The following is a 19,613-nucleotide window of genomic DNA, read 5'->3' as shown; positions in this document are numbered from 1 at the left end:
GAAGACTTACCTATCTCAAACCTGTTAAAAAACAAAAAACTATCGAAAGCATTTTTATTTCAAAAATTAAACTTCTTCTTTCAATGTTTGTCATACAAGTGCGAGAAGTATGGCATTGAGTATGTAAAAGCTGATAAATGGTTCGCCTCAAGCAAGATTTGCTCATGTTGCGGAGTAAAATACGACCATTCAGTTCAACCAGAAGGACAGTGGAGTTTAAAAATACGTGAGTGGCGTTGTGTTGGGTGCAATAGCCATCATGATAGAGATTTAAATGCTTCGATAAATTTATCAAGATGGGTAAAATAAAAGCTTGATAATAGGAGGTAACGATACTGCCTCGTGTGGAGTGTTATACCCCTCGTCCCTTTGGGGTTGCGAGAACACGATGAAGCACTAACTTGTGTAAATTTGATTGAATTGCATAGATTTAGTTAAGTTTATCGTATCGGTATTATGGTGTGCTCGTTTGTTTACTATTATCAGTTATTTCAGGGCAATTTCTTAAAAGTGAATGGGTGCCATTTATATTATGTATAGGAGTATTGATTTTTGCACCTATGTATCGCTGGAAGGAATGGAAAGCATATAGCCGAAAAAAGAAAATTGTTTTCAGCATCGAGTTTGTCATTATAATTAGCACAATTCCGTTTTTGTTATTGAAAGGAAATGAGATAATAGATGGAATTGTAATGTTTCAAGGGTGGTTATTTATTGCGAAATTGCTATATTTAATATGTATATTAATGTCGGTAGCGGTAATCGCTAAAAAAGTAAACGAAAAGCTATTCGCTAATGAATAAAAGAAAATGCCACCTTATTCGGTGGCATTTTTTTCTATGATTTTAACAAGGGATAACAATTAGTTCCCGATTTGATTTTGTAATAACTTCATATCCGTCTTTTGTAATGACGATATCATCTTCAATTCTACAACCGCCCCAGTTCGGTATGTAAATACCAGGTTCAACGGTAACAACCATACCTTCTTCTAAAGTAGCCTTACTTTCTTGGGATAGGCGAAGAGGTTCATGTATTTCTAACCCAAGACCATGACCGGTAGAGTGTCCAAAATATTGACCGTATCCATGTTCTGTAATGTAATCTCTCGTTATATCATCGATACTTTTCGCAGTTTCCCCAGGTTTAATTGCTTCCGTCCCACGTTTTAACGCTTCTCGTACAACATTGTATATCTTTTTGAATTCTTCTGATGGTTCCCCAATTGCTACAGTACGTGTTATATCGGAACAATATCCATCGTAAAGTGCACCGAAATCTAATGTAACGACGTCGCCTCGTTCGATTATTTTATTTGATGCAACTCCATGAGGAAGTGAAGAACGAACACCAGAAGCTACAATGATTTGAAATGAAGAGGATGTAGCCCCTTTTTTTCGCATGAAAAATTCTAACTCATCTCGTACATCATTTTCACTTATTCCTGGTTTTAGAAACGTAAGGATGTGGTGAAATGCTTCGTCAGCAATATTAGCTGCGATTTTCATTGTTTCTATTTCAGGCATGTCTTTAATAATACGAATATTTTCGATGATTTCGCACACTTGAACCATTTCCGCATGTACGTATTTTTGTAAGTTTTTATATTGTTGTAATGTCATGTTATTTTCTTCAATTCCAAGTTTTTGAATGTTTAATTTCGATACTTGATTTGCAACTTCTTTCTCTAAATTTCCTTTATGCATAACAATTTCAGCGTCTTTTATTTGTGATTTCGCTTGATCTACGTAGCGAAAATCAGTTATAAAAACCGCTTTATCCGCAGAGATTAAGACGACGCCAGCGCTGCCTGTAAAGCCTGTTGCATATTGGCGATTTTCTTTTTTTGTAATAAGTAATCCGTCAATTTCATATTTTTGTAGTTGATTTTGGATTTTATTAATTCTTAAAGTCATGTTAATTTCCCCCTTTTCACAGTATTGAATAAAGCAAATAGCGTGCCAAAATATATATTTGAGGAAAAAAGATAGTAGGAACTACATATGTTTTAGGGGAGATGAAAAATTAGCCCGCTATTTGTGAGAGGCGGTTTGTTCATAAAATCAAGATTACTTCAATAATCAGTGGGGGGATGAAAAAATATTGATTGGAGGTGCACTTTATATACATACTGTAAAAAAATTTATACAGATGTGAAATGACACTGTCAATTTTTTTGACAATATTGAAGGGAAGAAAGATGTTATGAATGAGTGAATGGATATATGAACTGAATTGAAACCATATAAAAAATGCGTCGCTTGCAAGCAACGCATTTTTTAATATTTATGCTTTTAATTTCATTACAGTATCAGCATCCGGTGTTACATATACAGTTTGCTGATTGTCATATGTAACAAATCCAAGTTTTGCACCGCTCGGTTTTTTGACATGGCGTACCTTTGTGAAATCTACAGGAACAGAACTAGAATCTTTTGCTTTACTGTAATAAGCAGCGATTTTAGCGGCCTCTTGTAAAGTCTCTTCCGTAGGTTCAAGAGAACGAATGACAACGTGGGACCCAGGTATGTCTTTCGTATGTAACCAAATTTCATCACGACGGGAGAATTTCATTGTTAAATAATCATTTTGCTTATTGTTTTTACCGACGAAAATTTCTGTGCCATCACTAGCTAAATATTTGTCCAATACTGGTTTTGTCGGTTTTTTCTTTGTGTTTTTCTTCTTACGATTACGTACATAACCTTCTTCGGTCAGTTCTTCACGAATCTCTTCAATATCTTTTGAAGAAGCAACCTCCATTTGTTGAAGTAAGCCATCGAAATAAAGAATTTCTTCATTTGTTTTTACGATTTGTTCTTCTACAATAGCCACTGAATTTTTCGCTTTTTGGTACTTTTGGAAATAGCGTTGTGCATTTTCAGAGGGTGTTTTTAAAGGATTTAATGTGATTTTTACAGTCCCACCATTTTCGTCGTAATAGTTAACGACTTCTATCTCTTTATCACCTTTTTTCAAAGCGTACATATTGGCTGTAAGTAGCTCTCCAAATAGTTGATATTTATCTGCTTTTCCGGCATCTTGTAATGTTTTTTCTAGTTTAATTAGCTTCTTTTCGTTTTTTGTTTTTTCATTTTGCATAAAGCGTTCTAAATCGTGAGCTTGTTGTTTTACACGATCGCGCTCTGCTTTACCAAAGAAGAAACGATCTAATAATTCACTAACAGATGAAAATGTTTTTTCGTTTCCTTGTAAGTGAGAAAGAGGGAATAGGTAAAAGAACTCTTTTCCATTTGCTGTTATCATTGCTGGCACGTACTGATGTGTTAGCAAAGGTTTTTGCAAGCTGAAGAAAGCTTCAGATAATGCTTTTTCATTTGCCATACCTGCTTTTTTTACAACTTCTTTTGCAAATAATGGGGAAATCCCCATGAATGCTCCGACAAGTTGTTTGTCCATGTTGCCAGATAAAAAGTCTAGCGGTTTAATAAAATCATCTTCTGTTTCGATAAGAAGCGGATTAACTTTATGTTGTGCCGGTGGGGCAACATATTCAGCTCCAGCATATACAGTACGATGTCGGTTTACCGCTAAAGAAACGTGTTTTAAGCTATCTAAAATAACATTTGTTTTCGTATCTACTAAGATAATATTACTGTGTCGTCCCATTATTTCGATTACTAATGTTTTTACTGATTCGTCACCGATTTCATTGCGACTGCGGACTGTAATTTGAATAATACGTTCTAAGTCAATTTGTTCAATTTTTTCAATAAATCCACCTTCTAAATGTTTGCGAAGAAGCATACAAAACATCGGCGGTAGCGCTGGTGAATTGTAGTTTTGATTTGTTAAGTGCATACGCGCATATGTAGGGTGAGATGAAAGAATTAGCTTTTGGTTTTTTCCGTTTGCTCGAATATGTAATAAAACTTCATATTTTGAGGGTTGATATATTTTTGAAATTCTTCCTGTTTGAAGAGAATTTGCAATTTCATGTGTAATTGCTCTTGTAAATAATCCATCGAATGCCATGAATGAACACTCCTTTCTAACTAAAAGTTAATTATAGCATTTTTTTGGACGAGGCTGAATAAGCTTTCATTAGAGTATGTCTGGAATCAGGAGGTCGATGGCAGGATGAACTGGTATGAAATGCGAGCACATGAAGTGGAGGAAAGAACGAATACGAATGTGGAGGTAGGTCTTACAGAGCAAGAAGCAGAGGGCCGATTAAAGAAATTTGGTACAAATGAATTGCAAGAAGCAAAGCGGCCTTCTGCGCTTATGGTGTTTTTAGCGCAATTTAAAGATTTTATGGTACTTGTTTTATTTGGTGCTACAATTATTTCAGCTTTTTTAGGAGAGTATATTGATTCGATTGCAATTGTTGCAATTGTTATTATTAATGGTGTCCTCGGTTTCTTCCAAGAGAGGAAAGCTGAAAAATCGTTGGAAGCTTTAAAAGAATTGGCAGCTCCTCAAGTTACTGTACTAAGAAATGGGAAGTGGATAAAAGCGCCGTCAAAAGCGCTTGTACTGGGTGATATTATTAAATTTTCTAGTGGTGACCGTATTGGCGCGGATGTTCGCCTTGTGGAATCTTCAAGTTTATATATTGAAGAATCGGCTCTTACAGGAGAGTCATTGCCTGTACAAAAGAGGGTAGATGCGTTACAAGGTCAAGATGTTTCAATTGGTGATCAAAAAAACATGGCATTTATGGGGACGATGATAACGAGAGGTGCTGGAACAGGGGTAGTCGTAGCAACTGGAATGAATACAGCTATGGGGCAAATTGCAAATATGTTGCAAAATGCTGAGCAAATGGAAACGCCATTACAAAGAAGATTAGAACAGCTTGGAAAAATTTTAATTATTGTTGCTCTTATTTTGACGGCTCTTGTTGTACTAGCTGGTGTATATCAAGGGAATGAAGTGTATCACATGTTTTTGGCTGGGGTTTCGCTTGCTGTTGCAGCTATTCCAGAAGGATTGCCAGCTATCGTTACGGTTGCGCTATCACTTGGTGTACAGCGTATGATTAAAAAGAGGGCAATTGTGCGAAAGTTGCCAGCTGTAGAAACGTTAGGCTGTGCTTCTGTTATTTGCTCAGATAAAACAGGAACAATGACACAAAATAAAATGATGGTAACACATATGTGGTCAGGCGGAGAATTGTGGAAAGTAACAGGTCAAGGCTATGAGCCAACAGGTTCGTTTATGAAAGGTGAAGAAGTAATTGACCCTACTAAGACGAAATCACTGTATCAACTACTTACATTTGGCTGTTTATGTAATAATGCGAATGTTATTCAAAAGAAAAAGACGTATGTGTTAGATGGAGATCCAACAGAGGGAGCTCTCGTTGCTGCTGCAATGAAGGCGGGAATATCACGTGAAGCTCTTAAAGGAAAGTTTGAAGTCATTCGTGAATTTCCTTTTGATTCAACTAGAAAAATGATGAGCGTTATCGTTCGTGATCGTGAAGGTAAAAAATTTGTTATTACAAAAGGAGCACCAGATGTTCTTTTGCAGATGAGTCAAACAATTTTGTGGGGAAATAAGCAGCAGCCTTTAAGTGAAATGTATCGAAAAGAAGTGCAGGCAGCGATTCATAGTTTAGGAAGTCAAGCTTTACGAACGATTGCGGTGGCATTTAAACCGTTAAAAGCTACAGATTCAATTGAACATGAAAGAGAAGTCGAGCAGGATTTTATGCTTGTTGGAATACAAGGAATGATAGATCCGCCAAGACTAGAAGTGGCGCAAGCGGTGAAAGAGTGTAAGGAAGCTGGTATTAGAACGGTAATGATTACGGGAGATCATAAAGTGACGGCAATGGCAATTGCGGAACAGCTAGGGGTTTTACCGGCGGGTGGACGCGTTGTTGAAGGTGTAGAACTTACGAATATGGATGTAGAGGCATTAGAAGATATTGTAGAAGATACGTATGTATTCGCTCGTGTGTCTCCTGAGCATAAATTGAAAATCGTTAAGGCGCTGCAAAATAAGGGACATATAGTAGCTATGACAGGTGATGGAGTGAACGATGCTCCAGCTATTAAAACAGCTGATATAGGGATTGCGATGGGAATTACAGGGACAGATGTTGCAAAAGAAGCTTCTTCACTTGTGTTGTTAGATGATAACTTTGCTACGATTAAATCGGCGATTAAAGAAGGTAGAAACATATATGAAAATATTCGGAAGTTTATTCGGTATTTGTTAGCATCTAACGTTGGTGAAATTTTAGTTATGTTATTTGCGATGTTACTTGCACTGCCATTGCCGATGGTTCCAATTCAAATTTTATGGGTGAACTTAGTTACTGACGGTTTACCAGCGATGGCATTAGGTTTGGATAAGGCTGAAGGAGATGTGATGAAGAGAACACCACGCCATCCGAAAGAAGGGGTGTTCGCTAGAGGGCTTGCGTGGAAAATTATAAGTCGTGGTTTTTTAATCGGAGCAGTGACATTAGTAGCGTTTATTATTGCATTTAACCAGCATCCGAATGAATTGAAGTATGCACAAACGGTAGCCTTCGCAACATTAGTACTGGCTCAGCTTATTCATGTATTTGATTGTCGTAGTGAACATTCTATATTTCACCGCAACCCGTTTGGAAATATATATTTAGTAGGGGCGGTTATTATTTCTTTACTGTTAATGCTTGTAGTTATATATTATCCACCATTACAGCCGATTTTTAGCACAATGCCGATACAAGCACGAGATTGGTTGTTAATTGGAGGATTATCATCTATTCCGACCTTCTTATTAGTAGGATCCTTATTAACAAGAAAAAAGGGGAAAAAGAAAAAGCAGCTGTTATATAAGAAGGGATTAAACTTGAAATAGTCAATGATATGAAAATATGATATAATTTACAGAAGGTAGTAGAGTCGCATCTCTATTGCCTTTTTCATTGAGTTATTTCATGGCTTGGATGTGATAAAGATGATTTGTAGTATGACAGGATTTGGAAGATCGAAGGTAGAAAACGATACTTTTCAAATAACAGTAGAAATGAAGTCGGTGAACCATCGTTTTTTAGAAATGAGTATTCGGCTTCCGAAGCAAATGATGGCGTTTGAAGACAAGATTCGTAAAATAATTGCAAAGCAAGTTCGCCGTGGACGTATTGAAGTGTCTATTAGTATAACAGGCGAAGGGCTTGTTGAAAGAAAACTAACTGTGAATTGGGAACTTCTCAAGCAGTACCAATCCATTATGGAAGATATAAAAGGGAAATTTCAATTACAAGATTCTATTACACTCGGGCAACTAATGGGAATGCCAGAAGTAACGGCAGTTGAAGAAATAGAAAATGTAAATGAACAATTTGAAACCGGTTTATATGAAGCTGTTCGTCAAGCTGCTCATATGTTGAAAACGATGAGAGATGGCGAAGGAGAACGATTACATAAAGATATAGCATATCGTTTGCAAGAGATTCATAATTGTGTAAATGCAATTATTCCACATGCACCAATTGTTACACAAAAATATCGTGAACGATTAGAAAATCGCTTAAAAGAATTACATAACCAAGATTTAGATGAACAACGATTGCTGACAGAAGTAGCAATATTTGCAGAGCGTTCAGATATTCACGAAGAATTAGTTCGATTACAAAGTCATTTAGATCAATTTCGTGAAGCACTGCAAATTACAGAGCCTGTTGGAAGGAAAATGGACTTCATCGTGCAAGAGATGCATAGGGAAGTTAATACGATAGGTTCTAAGGCAAATGACTTAACAATTTCAAAATATGTCGTAGAAATGAAAAATAACCTTGAAAAAATTCGTGAACAAGTACAAAATATTGAGTAGCTTTCAAAAAATATATAAAGTTATACGTGGTGGAGAAATCGGATAGACTTACTAGGAGGCGCAAACTATGGCCATGCGGTTTTTAAATATTGGATACGGAAATATTGTATCTGCTCATCGAATTATTGCTATTGTAAGTCCGGAGTCAGCTCCTATTAAACGGACAGTACAGGAAGCGCGTGAACATAATGCTTTGCTTGATGCTACGTATGGGAGAAAAACAAGGGCGGTTATTGTTATGGATGATGGGCATGTAGTATTAAGTCCAATTCAGCCAGAGACGATTGCACATCGTTTGAATAATAAAGAAGATTTAAGTGAGGAAGGGTAGGTTTTACATATTTATGAGAAGTAGAAGAGGATTGCTCATCGTTCTTTCGGGACCTTCTGGTGTCGGGAAAGGAACGGTTCGAAAAGAGCTGTTTAGCCATGAAGACACACGTTTTCAGTACTCTATTTCAGTAACGACACGTAAACCGCGTGAAGGTGAAGTAGATGGTGTGGATTATTTCTTTAAAGAGAGAGAAGAATTTGAAGAAATGATTCGTAATGAAAAGTTACTTGAATGGGCTGAGTTCGTTGGTAATTATTACGGAACACCGATTGATTATGTTGAAAAAACGTTACAAGAAGGAAAAGATGTGTTCTTAGAAATTGAAGTGCAAGGAGCAATTCAAGTTAAGAAAGCCTTCCCAGCAGGTGTATTTATTTTCTTAGCACCTCCAAGTTTATCTGAACTAAAGAACCGAATTGTCGGCCGTGGTACAGAAACTGAAGATGTTATTGAAAATCGTTTAACTGTAGCGAAAGAAGAAATCGAAATGATGGACGCTTATGACTATGTTGTAGAAAACGATCAAGTTGAATTAGCTTGCGACCGAATTAAAGCAATTGTGGTTGGTGAACATTGCCGCCGCGAAAGAGTGGCAAAATACTATAAAGAAATGACGGAGGGTCTATAATTATGTTAAATCCATCAATTGACTCATTATTAACAAAAATCGATTCTAAATATACACTTGTAACAGTAGCTGCAAAGCGTGCACGTGAAATGCAAATTGCTGACAATTGTGTTATTGAAAAGCCTGTTTCTTATAAATGTGTAGGTAAAGCATTAGAAGAAATCGATTTAGAAGTATTAAAATATGTACCAAGCGATGACACAATAATTGATTAAGACATTCTTTTCGACAAATTAAAACATAGACTTTATAATTTTCTATGTAACGGTAACAACCTATTTACAAGTAGGTTGTTATTTTTTTACGATAGGGATGAAAAGGAATCGAAAAAGACGGAACGAAATACTGGTACTGACGAGCTGGAAATTCTATTTCAGTAGAATAAGTTTGAAAAAGAAAGAGGACGAGTCATATGCTAAAAGGGAAAAAGATACTTCTATGTGTAACAGGAGGCATTGCAGTTTTTAAAGCGGCTGCGTTAACAAGTAAATTGACACAAGCTGGCGCTCTTGTAAAAGTAATGATGAGTGAGTCGGCAATGAAGTTTGTTACGCCTCTTACATTTCAAGCACTTTCTCGCCATGATGTATATACGGATACGTTTGATGAGAGAGACTCCGCTGTTATTGCTCATATTGATTTAGCGGATTGGGCAGATGTTGTACTTGTTGCACCTGCTACAGCTAATTGCATTGGAAAGTTAGCTGGCGGTATTGCTGATGATATGATTACAACTACTTTGTTAGCTACTACAGCTCCAGTGTGGATTGCACCTGCTATGAATGTGCATATGTATGAAAATAAAATTGTTCAAAAAAACATGATGACGTTAAAAACATTAGGATATACATTTATTGAGCCTGGGGAAGGTTTTTTAGCATGTGGTTATGTAGCAAAAGGAAGACTGGAAGAACCTGAAGCGATTATTGGACGATTAGAAGAGGCTTTCTCGGAACAACAACCATTGCAAGGAAAACGAATATTAATAACAGCTGGACCGACACGTGAAAAGATTGATCCGGTTCGTTTTATGACGAATTTTTCTTCTGGAAAGATGGGGTATGCGATCGCAGAAGTTGCAGCAGGCTTAGGTGCTGATGTCATACTTGTGTCAGGACCGACAGCATTAGAGTCACCATTACATGTCACAACAATACAAGTGGAATCTGCACAAGATATGTTAGAGGCAGTCCTTCAGCATTATCAGAGTGTGGATGTTGTCATCAAAACAGCAGCCGTTGCAGATTACCGTCCGAAATATGTTCATGATAATAAAATGAAAAAGAAAAATGGCGATGCTGTAATTGAATTAGAAAGAACAGTGGATATTTTAAAAACGTTAGGTGAGAAGAAGGACCGACAGTTACTTATCGGTTTCGCAGCTGAAACGACAAACATAGAGGAATACGCAACGAGAAAATTACGTGAGAAAAATGCAAATATGATTGTTGCGAATGACGTGAAAGCGCAAGGAGCTGGGTTTGGTACGGATACAAATATTGTGACAATGTATAGAAAAGATGGAGAAATCATTGAGCTGCCACTTTTAACGAAGAAAGAAGTGGCTCGTGAAATATTAAAGCAAATAGAAATGATGTTAGAAGATGATTATGTATGAAGTTTGCAAGTGTAATTGTTGATGTACCTGCACGTCAAACAGATCGACCGTTTGATTATATTATCCCTAAAAAATGGGAAGATATCGTGCAAACAGGAATGCGTGTAGTAGTCCCATTCGGTCCGAGGAAATTGCAAGGTTTTATTATTGGCATAAAGGATTCGGTTGAACTAGAAAGTAAAAAGTTAAAAGCGTTGTATGAAATATTAGATGTCACTCCGGTTTTAAATGATGAATTATTAAAACTTGGGTATTGGCTTACAAGTGAAACGTTATGTTATATGATTTCAGCTTTTCAGGTGATGCTTCCGACGGCGATTAAAGCAACATATAAAAAGCGTCTGCAACTTCGTAACCGAGAAGAAGTAGCACCAGAAATTCTTTCTTTATTTCAAGGGAAGGAAACGATAGATTGGGAAGTTATCGAAGCACAGCCGCACCTATATCGCACTATTCAACAAGAAATTAAAAATGGTACGACTGAAGTGGTTTATCAAGTAAAGGATAAAGTGCAGAAGAAGAAACAAAGAGTAGTTCAACCGGAGTTGCCGGCAGATAAATTGGAATTAGCAGCATTTGAACTGAAAAGTAAAAAACAACAAGATGTACTCTATTATTTTGTAGAAAACTACAAAAGTGTACCGTTAAAAAATTTAACAGAAGAATTACAAATAACAGATGCTCCAATAAAAGCACTTGTTAAAAAGGGTCTAATCTCAGAAAAGTATGTAGAGGTATACCGGAGTCCGTATGACGATGATGATTTTGAACAAACGAAACCATTTCCGCTTACTGAGGAACAAAAACAAGTAATTACACCGATTTTGTCATCAATTACAAATGAAACTTACAATCCATTTTTACTATATGGTGTTACAGGAAGTGGTAAGACTGAAGTGTATTTACAATCTATAGCAGCGGTGCTCGAGAAAGGAAAAGAAGCAATTGTGCTTGTTCCTGAAATTGCGCTAACGCCCCAGATGGTAGATCGCTTTAAAGGTAGGTTCGGTTCGCAAGTTGCAGTTCTTCACAGTGCGCTTTCTGTTGGCGAGAAATATGATGAATGGCGAAAGATATTAAGAAAAGAAGTGAAAGTTGTAGTTGGTGCGCGTTCAGCTATTTTTGCTCCATTCGAAAATTTAGGAATCATTATTATTGATGAAGAGCATGAATCAAGTTATAAGCAAGAGGATAACCCAAAGTATCATGCAAGAGATGTAGCAGTGTGGAGAGGACAATACCATAAGTGTCCAATCGTTCTCGGAAGTGCAACGCCGACACTTGAATCGTTTGCTAGAGCGAAAAAAGGTGTCTATGGGTTGCTTACAATGGAAAAACGTATGAACAAACAAGCTTTGCCGACTGTAGAAATTGTTGATATGCGTGAAGAGCTTCGTGATGGAAATCGCTCAATGTTTTCAAAGGCACTGCATGAAAAAATAGCAGATCGATTAGAAAAAAAAGAACAAATGGTTCTCTTTTTAAATAGAAGGGGTCATTCTACGTTTGTGATGTGTCGTGATTGTGGGTATGTCGTACAATGTCCGCATTGTGATATTTCGTTGACATATCACAAAATGAACCATCGTTTAAAGTGTCATTATTGTAGTCATGAGGAAAATATGCCAACGGAGTGTCCTGCTTGTAATAGTACGTATATTCGTTTCTTTGGTACAGGGACGCAAAAGGTTGAAGAAGAAATCACAAAACTATTCCCTGAGGCGCGGGTCATTCGAATGGATGTGGATACAACAAGCCGTAAAGGAATGCATGAAAAATTATTAAAGGCGTTTGGTGAAGAGAAAGCAGATATATTACTTGGAACACAAATGATTGCAAAAGGGCTTGATTTTCCGAAGGTGACGCTTGTTGGCGTTTTAACGGCGGATACGATGCTTCATCTACCTGATTTTCGGGCGAGTGAAAAGACGTATCAGCTATTGACACAAGTGAGTGGACGTGCAGGAAGACATGAATTGCCAGGTGAAGTTGTAATTCAAACGTATACGCCGGAACATTACAGTGTAGAATTAGCAAAGAATCAACAATATGATGTATTTTATGAGCACGAAATGCAAATGAGGCAAATGAGACAATATCCGCCATATTACTACGTTGTACTTGTAACTGTATCTCATCCGGAGTTATTAAAGGCAGTCCAAGTGACGGAAAAAATTGTCGGTCATTTACGAACGCATTGTTCAAGGCAAACGATGGTGTTAGGGCCGGTTGCTTCAGCAATTCCAAGGATAAAAGATAGATATCGTTACCAATGCATGATAAAATACAAACGGGAACCAAACTTAAAGAACGTGCTCAAAATGGTAAATGAACATTATCAAGCAGAAATGCAAAAAGAGCTACAAATCTCAATTGATTTTAATCCAACAATGTTAATGTAGCGGAGGGAAATATGGCAGTTTTAGAAATTGTAAAGCATCCAAATGAAGTGTTAGAAACACCATGCGAAAGAGTAATTAACTTTGATAAAAAGTTAGTGAAATTGTTAAAAGATATGCATGAAACAATGTTAATTGCAGACGGAGTTGGTTTAGCTGCGCCACAAGTGGGTGTAAGCTTACAAGTTGCTGTTGTTGATATAGGTGATGATACGGGTAAAATTGAATTAATTAATCCTGTTATTTTAGAAAAACGTGGTGAACAAGTAGGTCCCGAAGGCTGCTTAAGCTTTCCGGGACTTTATGGTGAAGTGGAGCGTGCAGATTACATTAAAGTACGTGCACAAAATCGTCGCGGTAAAATATTTTTATTAGAAGCGGATGACTTCTTAGCGCGTGCAATTCAGCATGAAATCGATCATTTACACGGTGTTTTATTTACATCTAAAGTGAAAAGGTATTATGAAGCAGGCGAATTAGAATAGGTTTAAAAGGAGCGGTTTTTGAATGATGAAAGTAGTATTTATGGGGACACCGGACTTTTCTGTGCCGGTGCTTCGTCGTCTTATCGAGGACGGATATGACGTAGTTGGTGTTGTAACGCAACCTGATCGTCCAGTTGGTAGAAAAAAGGTTTTAACACCTACTCCTGTTAAAGTAGAAGCGGAGAAACATGGTATTCCAGTAGTACAGCCGTTAAAAATTCGTGAAAAAGACGAATATGAAAAAGTATTAGCACTAGAGCCAGACTTAATTGTAACAGCAGCATTTGGACAAATCGTACCGAATGAAATTTTAGAAGCGCCAAAGTATGGATGTATTAATGTCCACGCATCATTACTTCCAGAACTTCGCGGTGGTGCACCAATTCATTATGCGATCATGGAAGGTAAAGAGAAAACAGGTATTACAATTATGTATATGGTAGAAAAATTAGATGCGGGCGATATATTAACGCAAGTAGAAGTAGAAATTGAAGAGCGTGAAACAACAGGTTCATTATTTGATAAGTTAAGCGAAGCAGGAGCACACCTGTTATCTAAAACGGTTCCTTTACTAATTCAGGGTAAACTAGAACCAATTAAACAAAGTGAAGCTGAAGTGACGTTTGCATATAATATAAAACGTGAGCAAGAGATAATTGATTGGACAAAAACAGGTGAAGAAGTATACAATCACATTCGCGGATTGAATCCATGGCCAGTTGCTTATACGACTTTGGCAGGACAAGTTATTAAAGTATGGTGGGGAGAGAAGGTCTCTATTACAGAGAAAGCTGAACCAGGTACAATAGTAGCTCTTGAAGAAGATGGATTTGTTGTTGCAACAGGGAACGAGACAGGCGTTAAAATCACTGAATTGCAACCATCTGGTAAAAAGCGTATGAGTTGTTCACAATTTTTACGTGGAACAAAACCTGAAATTGGTACGAAGTTAGGAGAAAATGCATGAGACAAAATGTTCGTGAGTTAGCTCTGGATGGCTTAATTCAAGTAGAAAAAAGTGGTGCATATAGCAACTTACTTTTAAATAATTTGATTGAAAAAAATACAATTGACAGAAAAGATATTGGTTTATTAACTGAAATGGTATATGGAACAATTCAACGTCGTGACACACTAGATTATTATTTACAACCATTTTTAAGAAAAAAGGTTGAAGCGTGGGTAAGAGTGTTGCTTCGCCTATCTCTATATCAAATGCTATATTTAGACCGAGTTCCAGAAAGAGCCGCTATTCATGAAGCAGTTGAGATTGCAAAGCGTCGTGGGCATAAAGGGATTTCAGGCATGGTGAACGGAGTATTGCGTTCAATTCAGCGAGAAGGTGTACCTTCGTTAGAAGAAATCGAAAATCCAGTAGAACGTCTTGCGATTGCAACGAGTCATCCAATGTGGCTTGTACAAGAATGGGCATCCGAATATGGTTTAGAGACAGCAGAGAAAATGTGTGAAGTAAATATGTTGCCACCTGTACCAACAGCACGTGTAAATGTTGATAAAGTAACGGTAGAAGAAGCGGTTGCGTTATTAGCTGATGAGGGTATAGAAGCAAAACGTGGTGAATTGTCAGAGGATGCAATTCAAATTGAAAGAGGAAATGTCGCACATACAGAAGCGTTCAAAAAAGGTTTCCTTTCTATTCAAGATGAAAGCTCAATGCTTGTAGCACGTGCTTTAGAACCGAATAAAGGAGATACAGTTCTAGATAGTTGTGCTGCTCCTGGCGGAAAAACAACTCATATTGCAGAGCGTTTGGACGGAACTGGTAAGGTAATGTCGCTTGATTTACACGCACATAAAGTACGTTTAATTGAACAACAGGCGAAGAGACTTGGTTTAGAAAATGTAGAAACGATGGCTTTAGATGCTAGAAAAGTTCAAGAGCATTTTGCAAATGAATCTTTTGACAAAATATTAGTAGATGCACCATGTTCTGGATTTGGTGTTATTAGACGTAAACCTGATATTAAGTTAGGTAAAGATAAGGGCGATAGTGAAAGGTTATCAACGATTCAACTTGCGATACTAGAAAAAATAGCACCATTGTTAAAACAAGGTGGTCGCCTTGTTTATAGTACGTGCACAATTGAAAAAATAGAAAATGAACAAGTAATAAAGCAATTTTTACAAGAGCATCCTGAATTTGAATGGGATACTACGATAAAAGATCGCATGCCAGAAAAGTTAAATCCGTATATTGATGAAGGTCAAGTACGAATTTTACCGCATTATTTTGCAACAGATGGCTTTTATATTGCTTGTTTAAGAAAGAAGGTGTAGCATCATGGAAACGACTGTAAAAAAACAAAAGAAAAATCTAGAAACAAAGAAACCATCAATTTATTCTTTACAACTTCATGAAATGCAAGATTGGTTAAAGGAACAAGGAGAACCTAAGTTCCGTGCAGGACAAATTTTTGATTGGCTATATAAAAAACGTGTAAAAAATTATGAGGATATGTCAAACCTTGCTAAAGGATTGCGCGATAAATTGTCGAATTCCTTTGATATTACTACTTTAAACACTTTAGTAAAACAAACGTCTTCGGATGGAACGATTAAATTCCTATTCCAGTTATACGATGGATACTCTATTGAAACTGTACTAATGCGACATGAATATGGAAATTCCATTTGTGTAACAACACAGGTGGGTTGCCGCATTGGCTGTACGTTCTGTGCTTCTACACTTGGTGGGTTAAAACGAAACTTAGAGGCTGGAGAAATTGTAGCGCAAGTAGTAGAAGTTCAGCGTGCGCTTGATGAAACAGAAGAACGTGTAAGTTCTCTTGTTGTTATGGGAATTGGAGAACCATTTGATAATTATGATAACTTAATGTCATTCTTACGCATTGTAAATCATGAAAAAGGAATTCATATTGGTGCAAGACATATGACAGTTTCAACAAGTGGAATTGTTCCAAAAATTTATAAGTTCGCTGAAGAAGATATGCAAATTAATTTTGCGATTTCATTGCATGCTGCAAATACAGAGATACGTTCAAAATTAATGCCGATCAACCGTGCTTATAAGCTACCTGATTTAATGGAAGCTGTTAAATACTATGTAAATAGAACAGGGCGTCGTATTACATTTGAATATGGCTTATTTGGAGGAGAAAATGACCAAGTTGAGCACGCTGAAGAACTTGCTGCGCTCTTAAAAGGTGTAAAATGTCATGTAAACTTAATTCCGGTAAACTACGTGCCAGAACGTGATTATGTACGTACGCCACGAGAGCAAATTTTCTTATTTGAAAAGACGCTAAAAGATCGTGGAGTGAATGTAACCATTCGCCGTGAACAAGGTCATGATATTGATGCAGCCTGCGGTCAGTTGCGTGCAAAGGAGCGCAAAGAAGAGACGAGGTGACTAGATGAAAGCCGTGTTTCTATCGGATAAAGGAAAAGTTCGTCAACATAATGAAGATAGTGCAGGAGTTTTTCGCAATTTAGATGGAAATATTTTAGCGGTAGTAGCAGATGGAATGGGAGGTCATCGAGCTGGCGATGTAGCTAGCTCGATGGCTATTCAATTATTCCATGATTATTGGAAGCAAACGCATAATATGAATGAGCCTAAAAAGGTAGAAAAGTGGTTACATACTAACGTTGGAATTATTAATGAGCGCATATATGCTTACTCTAAGCAGCATGCAGAATGTAATGGCATGGGAACAACACTTATAATAGCCATTTGTACATCGAATTTTGTGACGATAGGTCATATAGGAGATAGTCGGTGTTATATGGTATCAGAGGGGAAAATGACGCTTGTAACGGAAGATCATTCGCTTGTAAATGAACTTGTAAGACATGGCGAAATTTCAAAGGAAGATGCAGAATATCACCCGAAAAAGAATGTTTTGTTAAGAGCATTAGGAAATGAAGAAACAGTTGGATTAGATGTTAAAACATTGGTGCTTGAAGAAGATGATCAATTACTTCTTTGCTCAGATGGATTGTCTAACAAAGTTTCTATTGCTGATATGCAACAAATTTTACAATTGAATGAACAGCTCGAGGCGAAGGGAGAGCATCTCATTCAATTAGCAAATGATCGTGGTGGAGAAGATAATATTACCCTCGTTATTATTGATTATACGGATTCGACAAACGAAAGTAGGTGAAGTGCAACGTGCTGATTGGAAAACGCTTAAATGACCGTTATAAGCTGCTGAAAATGATTGGCGGTGGAGGAATGGCCAATGTATATTTAGCTCATGATGATATACTCGGCCGAGATGTAGCGGTAAAAATATTAAGACTCGACTATTCAAATAACGAAGAGTTTATTAAACGTTTCCATCGAGAAGCGCAATCTGTTACAACGTTGTCGCATCCAAATATTGTGAATATGTATGATGTTGGGGAAGAGGATGATATATATTATCTTGTAATGGAATATGTACCTGGACGAACATTGAAGCAATACATAATTGATCGAGGGATGTTACCGATAGGAGAGGCTCTTGATATAATGGAGCAGTTAACGTCCGCTATGGCACACGCCCATCATTTTGAGATTGTACATCGTGATATTAAACCGCACAATATTTTGATTCGAGATGACGGAGTGGTCAAAGTAACAGACTTTGGAATTGCGACAGCTACAAGTGCAGCAACAATTACACATACAAATTCGGTGCTCGGTTCGGTGCATTATTTATCACCAGAACAAGCGCGCGGCGGTATAGCGAATAAACAATCAGATATTTATTCACTTGGGATTGTTATGTTTGAATTGTTAACAGGAAGACAACCGTTTTCTGGTGAATCTGCTGTTGCAATTGCGTTAAAACATTTACAAAATGAAATGCCATCTCCAAAAAGATGGAATGACAATATTCCACAAAGTGTTGAAAATATTATATTAAAGGCAACTGCGAAAGATCCGTTCCATCGATATCAATCTGCTAACGCGATGAAACGAGATATTGAAACAGCACTATACCCAGAACGAATAAATGAACAACCATTTTACATACCAGAAGATATGGAAGCAACGAAAGCGATTCCAATTATTCAACAAGAACAACTATTTCAAAATGTAAGTGATGAAACGATTGTATTAAAAGGAAGTAAAGTGGATGAACAAGTAAGAAAAGAAGAGACCAAATCAGGTAAGAAGAAAAAGCGAAATAATAAATGGCTGAAAGTTTTAATTACAACATTTTTACTTTTAGCGATAGGGATAACATTAGCACTTACTGTTATTCCAGGCTTCTTTATTCCGAAAGATGTGAAGGTTCCTGATGTGGCTGGTATGAAATATACGACAGCTGTAAATACATTAGTTGAAAAAGGTTTTGAAGTTACTGAACCTAATCTTGTATATACAGATGATGTTGAAGCCGGAAAAGTGATAAAAACAGATCCTATAGCAGGAAGAGTAGTGAAAGAAAACTCTAAAATTACTATCTATCAATCAGGTGGGAAAAAGAAAAGTAAGATGCGTGATTTGACAGGAAAAGATTTCGAGAGTATAAGAGCTGAGTTAGAAGAAGAATATAAACAAGTTACAATAAATTATATTGAAAATGATAAGCCGAAAGGTGAAATTGTAGAGCAAATACCAACGCCTGATCAAATGGTTATAGAGACAGAACAAGAACTGAAAATTTGGGTAAGTAAAGGACCTTATCAAATAAGACCAGGTGATTTTTCAGGATGGACTGAAAATAGTGTAAAAGGTTATTTAAATGAAAGAAAGCTTGTTTCTGATATAAAAAGAGAGTATTCAGATACGGTTGATAAAGGTCTTGTTATTTCACAGTTACCAAAGCCTGGGACACCTTTAAAAGAAGGAGATAAAGTATCGATTGTTATCTCCGATGGTCCGAAGCCTAAAGTGACGAAAACGGTAAAAGTGGATAACATTTCTATCCCATATGAAGCTTCTGCAACAGGTGAGAAAAAGCCGCAAACAATAGAAATTTATAAAGAAGATATGCAGCAAAAAATGGATAAACCAGTTGAAACGAGAACAATTACTGAGTCAGCGATTATTTCTTTAGAATTTGTAATTCAAGAAGGTGCAAAGGGACACTATAAAATTGTCCGAGATGGAGTAACGATTATGGACAAGGAAGTACCATATCCAGCTCAATAATAGTGAATTCCATCGTCCTTATATAGAAAATGGAATTTATTACTCTTGCCTGTTATGCTGTCTACATCGTGGACTGTATAACAGGCAAAAATATATGATTCAAAAAGCTGTAAAAGTGATACTGTTGTAAATAATATTTCAAATTTGATGGTAGATTAAATATATGAACCTGGATATATATTTGGTGGGCTTTGAACTAATTGTTTAAAGAACGCTAGT

The 19,613-nt window shown here is 36.9% G+C and carries 17 protein-coding genes; 15 read left to right on the top strand and 2 right to left on the bottom strand.

Going from position 1 to position 19,613, the window contains the following annotated elements; genetic code table 11:
- Together CQ058_RS20915 and CQ058_RS20910 are read left to right on the top strand one after the other, a co-directional pair.
- Positions 1–309: zinc ribbon domain-containing protein (locus CQ058_RS20915; RefSeq protein WP_142396380.1), on the top strand; the 309-nt coding region annotated here is incomplete at its 5' end.
- A gap of 152 nt (positions 310–461) precedes the next feature.
- Entirely contained in the window at positions 462–803 is a 342-nt protein-coding gene (locus CQ058_RS20910; protein WP_105589954.1) for a YoqO family protein, read from the top strand.
- A gap of 42 nt (positions 804–845) precedes the next feature.
- On the opposite strand, the gene CQ058_RS20905 is transcribed toward CQ058_RS20910, so the two are convergent.
- Together CQ058_RS20905 and CQ058_RS20900 are read right to left on the bottom strand one after the other, a co-directional pair.
- Entirely contained in the window at positions 846–1,916 is a 1,071-nt protein-coding gene (locus tag CQ058_RS20905; protein ID WP_002128840.1) for a M24 family metallopeptidase, read from the bottom strand.
- 370 nt (positions 1,917–2,286) lie between these two features.
- Positions 2,287–3,996 (bottom strand): Rqc2 family fibronectin-binding protein, encoded by a 1,710-nt coding sequence (locus CQ058_RS20900; RefSeq protein ID WP_002190512.1) that lies wholly within the window; start codon positions 3,994–3,996, stop codon positions 2,287–2,289.
- 105 nt (positions 3,997–4,101) lie between these two features.
- Between CQ058_RS20900 and CQ058_RS20895 the strand changes: the two genes are divergently transcribed.
- The 13 genes from CQ058_RS20895 to pknB all read left to right on the top strand — a co-directional run bounded on the left by CQ058_RS20895 (position 4,102) and on the right by pknB (position 19,394).
- Positions 4,102–6,825 carry a calcium-translocating P-type ATPase, SERCA-type gene (locus tag CQ058_RS20895; RefSeq protein WP_002190511.1) on the top strand — a complete coding sequence of 908 codons (2,724 nt, stop codon included), beginning with the start codon at positions 4,102–4,104 and terminating at the stop codon, positions 6,823–6,825.
- A gap of 99 nt (positions 6,826–6,924) precedes the next feature.
- Positions 6,925–7,800 carry a YicC/YloC family endoribonuclease gene (locus CQ058_RS20890; RefSeq protein WP_002088227.1) on the top strand — a complete coding sequence of 292 codons (876 nt, stop codon included), beginning with the start codon at positions 6,925–6,927 and terminating at the stop codon, positions 7,798–7,800.
- A 67-nt stretch (positions 7,801–7,867) separates the two neighbouring features.
- Positions 7,868–8,131, top strand: a complete 264-nt coding sequence (gene remA, locus CQ058_RS20885) for an extracellular matrix/biofilm regulator RemA (RefSeq protein ID WP_001251456.1) — start codon at positions 7,868–7,870, stop codon at positions 8,129–8,131.
- A gap of 13 nt (positions 8,132–8,144) precedes the next feature.
- The gene (gene gmk / locus CQ058_RS20880) at positions 8,145–8,762 is read left to right on the top strand and encodes a guanylate kinase (RefSeq protein WP_002014492.1); all 618 of its coding nucleotides are present in this window, start codon (positions 8,145–8,147) and stop codon (positions 8,760–8,762) included.
- 2 nt (positions 8,763–8,764) lie between these two features.
- Positions 8,765–8,977 (top strand): DNA-directed RNA polymerase subunit omega, encoded by a 213-nt coding sequence (gene rpoZ / locus CQ058_RS20875; RefSeq protein ID WP_002014493.1) that lies wholly within the window; start codon positions 8,765–8,767, stop codon positions 8,975–8,977.
- Between the two features lie 197 nt (positions 8,978–9,174).
- Positions 9,175–10,380: a bifunctional phosphopantothenoylcysteine decarboxylase/phosphopantothenate--cysteine ligase CoaBC gene (coaBC, locus tag CQ058_RS20870; RefSeq protein WP_002014494.1), complete on the top strand. Its 1,206-nt coding sequence runs from the start codon at positions 9,175–9,177 to the stop codon at positions 10,378–10,380.
- Entirely contained in the window at positions 10,377–12,782 is a 2,406-nt protein-coding gene (priA, locus tag CQ058_RS20865; protein ID WP_002128835.1) for a primosomal protein N', read from the top strand. Before coaBC ends, priA begins: the two co-directional genes overlap by 4 nt.
- Before the next feature lie 11 nt (positions 12,783–12,793).
- On the top strand, positions 12,794–13,264 hold the full coding sequence (gene def, locus CQ058_RS20860) for a peptide deformylase (protein ID WP_002014496.1): 471 nt from the start codon (positions 12,794–12,796) through the stop codon (positions 13,262–13,264).
- A gap of 22 nt (positions 13,265–13,286) precedes the next feature.
- Positions 13,287–14,231 (top strand): methionyl-tRNA formyltransferase, encoded by a 945-nt coding sequence (gene fmt, locus CQ058_RS20855; protein WP_002014498.1) that lies wholly within the window; start codon positions 13,287–13,289, stop codon positions 14,229–14,231.
- Positions 14,228–15,562, top strand: a complete 1,335-nt coding sequence (gene rsmB / locus CQ058_RS20850) for a 16S rRNA (cytosine(967)-C(5))-methyltransferase RsmB (protein ID WP_002128834.1) — start codon at positions 14,228–14,230, stop codon at positions 15,560–15,562. The genes fmt and rsmB overlap by 4 nt, the downstream gene beginning before the upstream one ends.
- 4 nt (positions 15,563–15,566) lie before the next feature.
- Positions 15,567–16,655: a dual-specificity RNA methyltransferase RlmN gene (gene rlmN, locus CQ058_RS20845; RefSeq protein ID WP_002014500.1), complete on the top strand. Its 1,089-nt coding sequence runs from the start codon at positions 15,567–15,569 to the stop codon at positions 16,653–16,655.
- Positions 16,656–16,659: 4 nt separating this feature from the next.
- The gene (locus tag CQ058_RS20840; protein WP_002014501.1) at positions 16,660–17,412 is read left to right on the top strand and encodes a Stp1/IreP family PP2C-type Ser/Thr phosphatase; all 753 of its coding nucleotides are present in this window, start codon (positions 16,660–16,662) and stop codon (positions 17,410–17,412) included.
- Positions 17,413–17,420: 8 nt separating this feature from the next.
- Positions 17,421–19,394: a Stk1 family PASTA domain-containing Ser/Thr kinase gene (gene pknB, locus CQ058_RS20835; RefSeq protein WP_002014502.1), complete on the top strand. Its 1,974-nt coding sequence runs from the start codon at positions 17,421–17,423 to the stop codon at positions 19,392–19,394.
- The last annotated feature ends 219 nt before the right edge of the window (positions 19,395–19,613 follow it).

The sequence above is a fragment of the Bacillus sp. MYb56 genome, from assembly GCF_002976445.1.
GTDB lineage: Bacteria > Bacillota > Bacilli > Bacillales > Bacillaceae_G > Bacillus_A > Bacillus_A mycoides.
This window is presented reverse-complemented; position numbering and strand designations above follow the sequence as displayed.

Coding starts and splice junctions, on each gene's coding strand:
- rlmN (WP_002014500.1), top strand. CDS start 15,567: ATGGAAACGACTGTAAAAAAACAAAAGAAAAATCTAGAAACAAAGAAA.
- priA (WP_002128835.1), top strand. CDS start 10,377: ATGAAGTTTGCAAGTGTAATTGTTGATGTACCTGCACGTCAAACAGAT.
- CQ058_RS20895 (WP_002190511.1), top strand. CDS start 4,102: ATGAACTGGTATGAAATGCGAGCACATGAAGTGGAGGAAAGAACGAAT.
- def (WP_002014496.1), top strand. CDS start 12,794: ATGGCAGTTTTAGAAATTGTAAAGCATCCAAATGAAGTGTTAGAAACA.
- CQ058_RS20840 (WP_002014501.1), top strand. CDS start 16,660: ATGAAAGCCGTGTTTCTATCGGATAAAGGAAAAGTTCGTCAACATAAT.
- coaBC (WP_002014494.1), top strand. CDS start 9,175: ATGCTAAAAGGGAAAAAGATACTTCTATGTGTAACAGGAGGCATTGCA.
- gmk (WP_002014492.1), top strand. CDS start 8,145: ATGAGAAGTAGAAGAGGATTGCTCATCGTTCTTTCGGGACCTTCTGGT.
- CQ058_RS20905 (WP_002128840.1), bottom strand. CDS start 1,916: ATGACTTTAAGAATTAATAAAATCCAAAATCAACTACAAAAATATGAA.
- CQ058_RS20900 (WP_002190512.1), bottom strand. CDS start 3,996: ATGGCATTCGATGGATTATTTACAAGAGCAATTACACATGAAATTGCA.
- fmt (WP_002014498.1), top strand. CDS start 13,287: ATGATGAAAGTAGTATTTATGGGGACACCGGACTTTTCTGTGCCGGTG.
- remA (WP_001251456.1), top strand. CDS start 7,868: ATGGCCATGCGGTTTTTAAATATTGGATACGGAAATATTGTATCTGCT.
- rsmB (WP_002128834.1), top strand. CDS start 14,228: ATGAGACAAAATGTTCGTGAGTTAGCTCTGGATGGCTTAATTCAAGTA.
- CQ058_RS20890 (WP_002088227.1), top strand. CDS start 6,925: ATGATTTGTAGTATGACAGGATTTGGAAGATCGAAGGTAGAAAACGAT.
- rpoZ (WP_002014493.1), top strand. CDS start 8,765: ATGTTAAATCCATCAATTGACTCATTATTAACAAAAATCGATTCTAAA.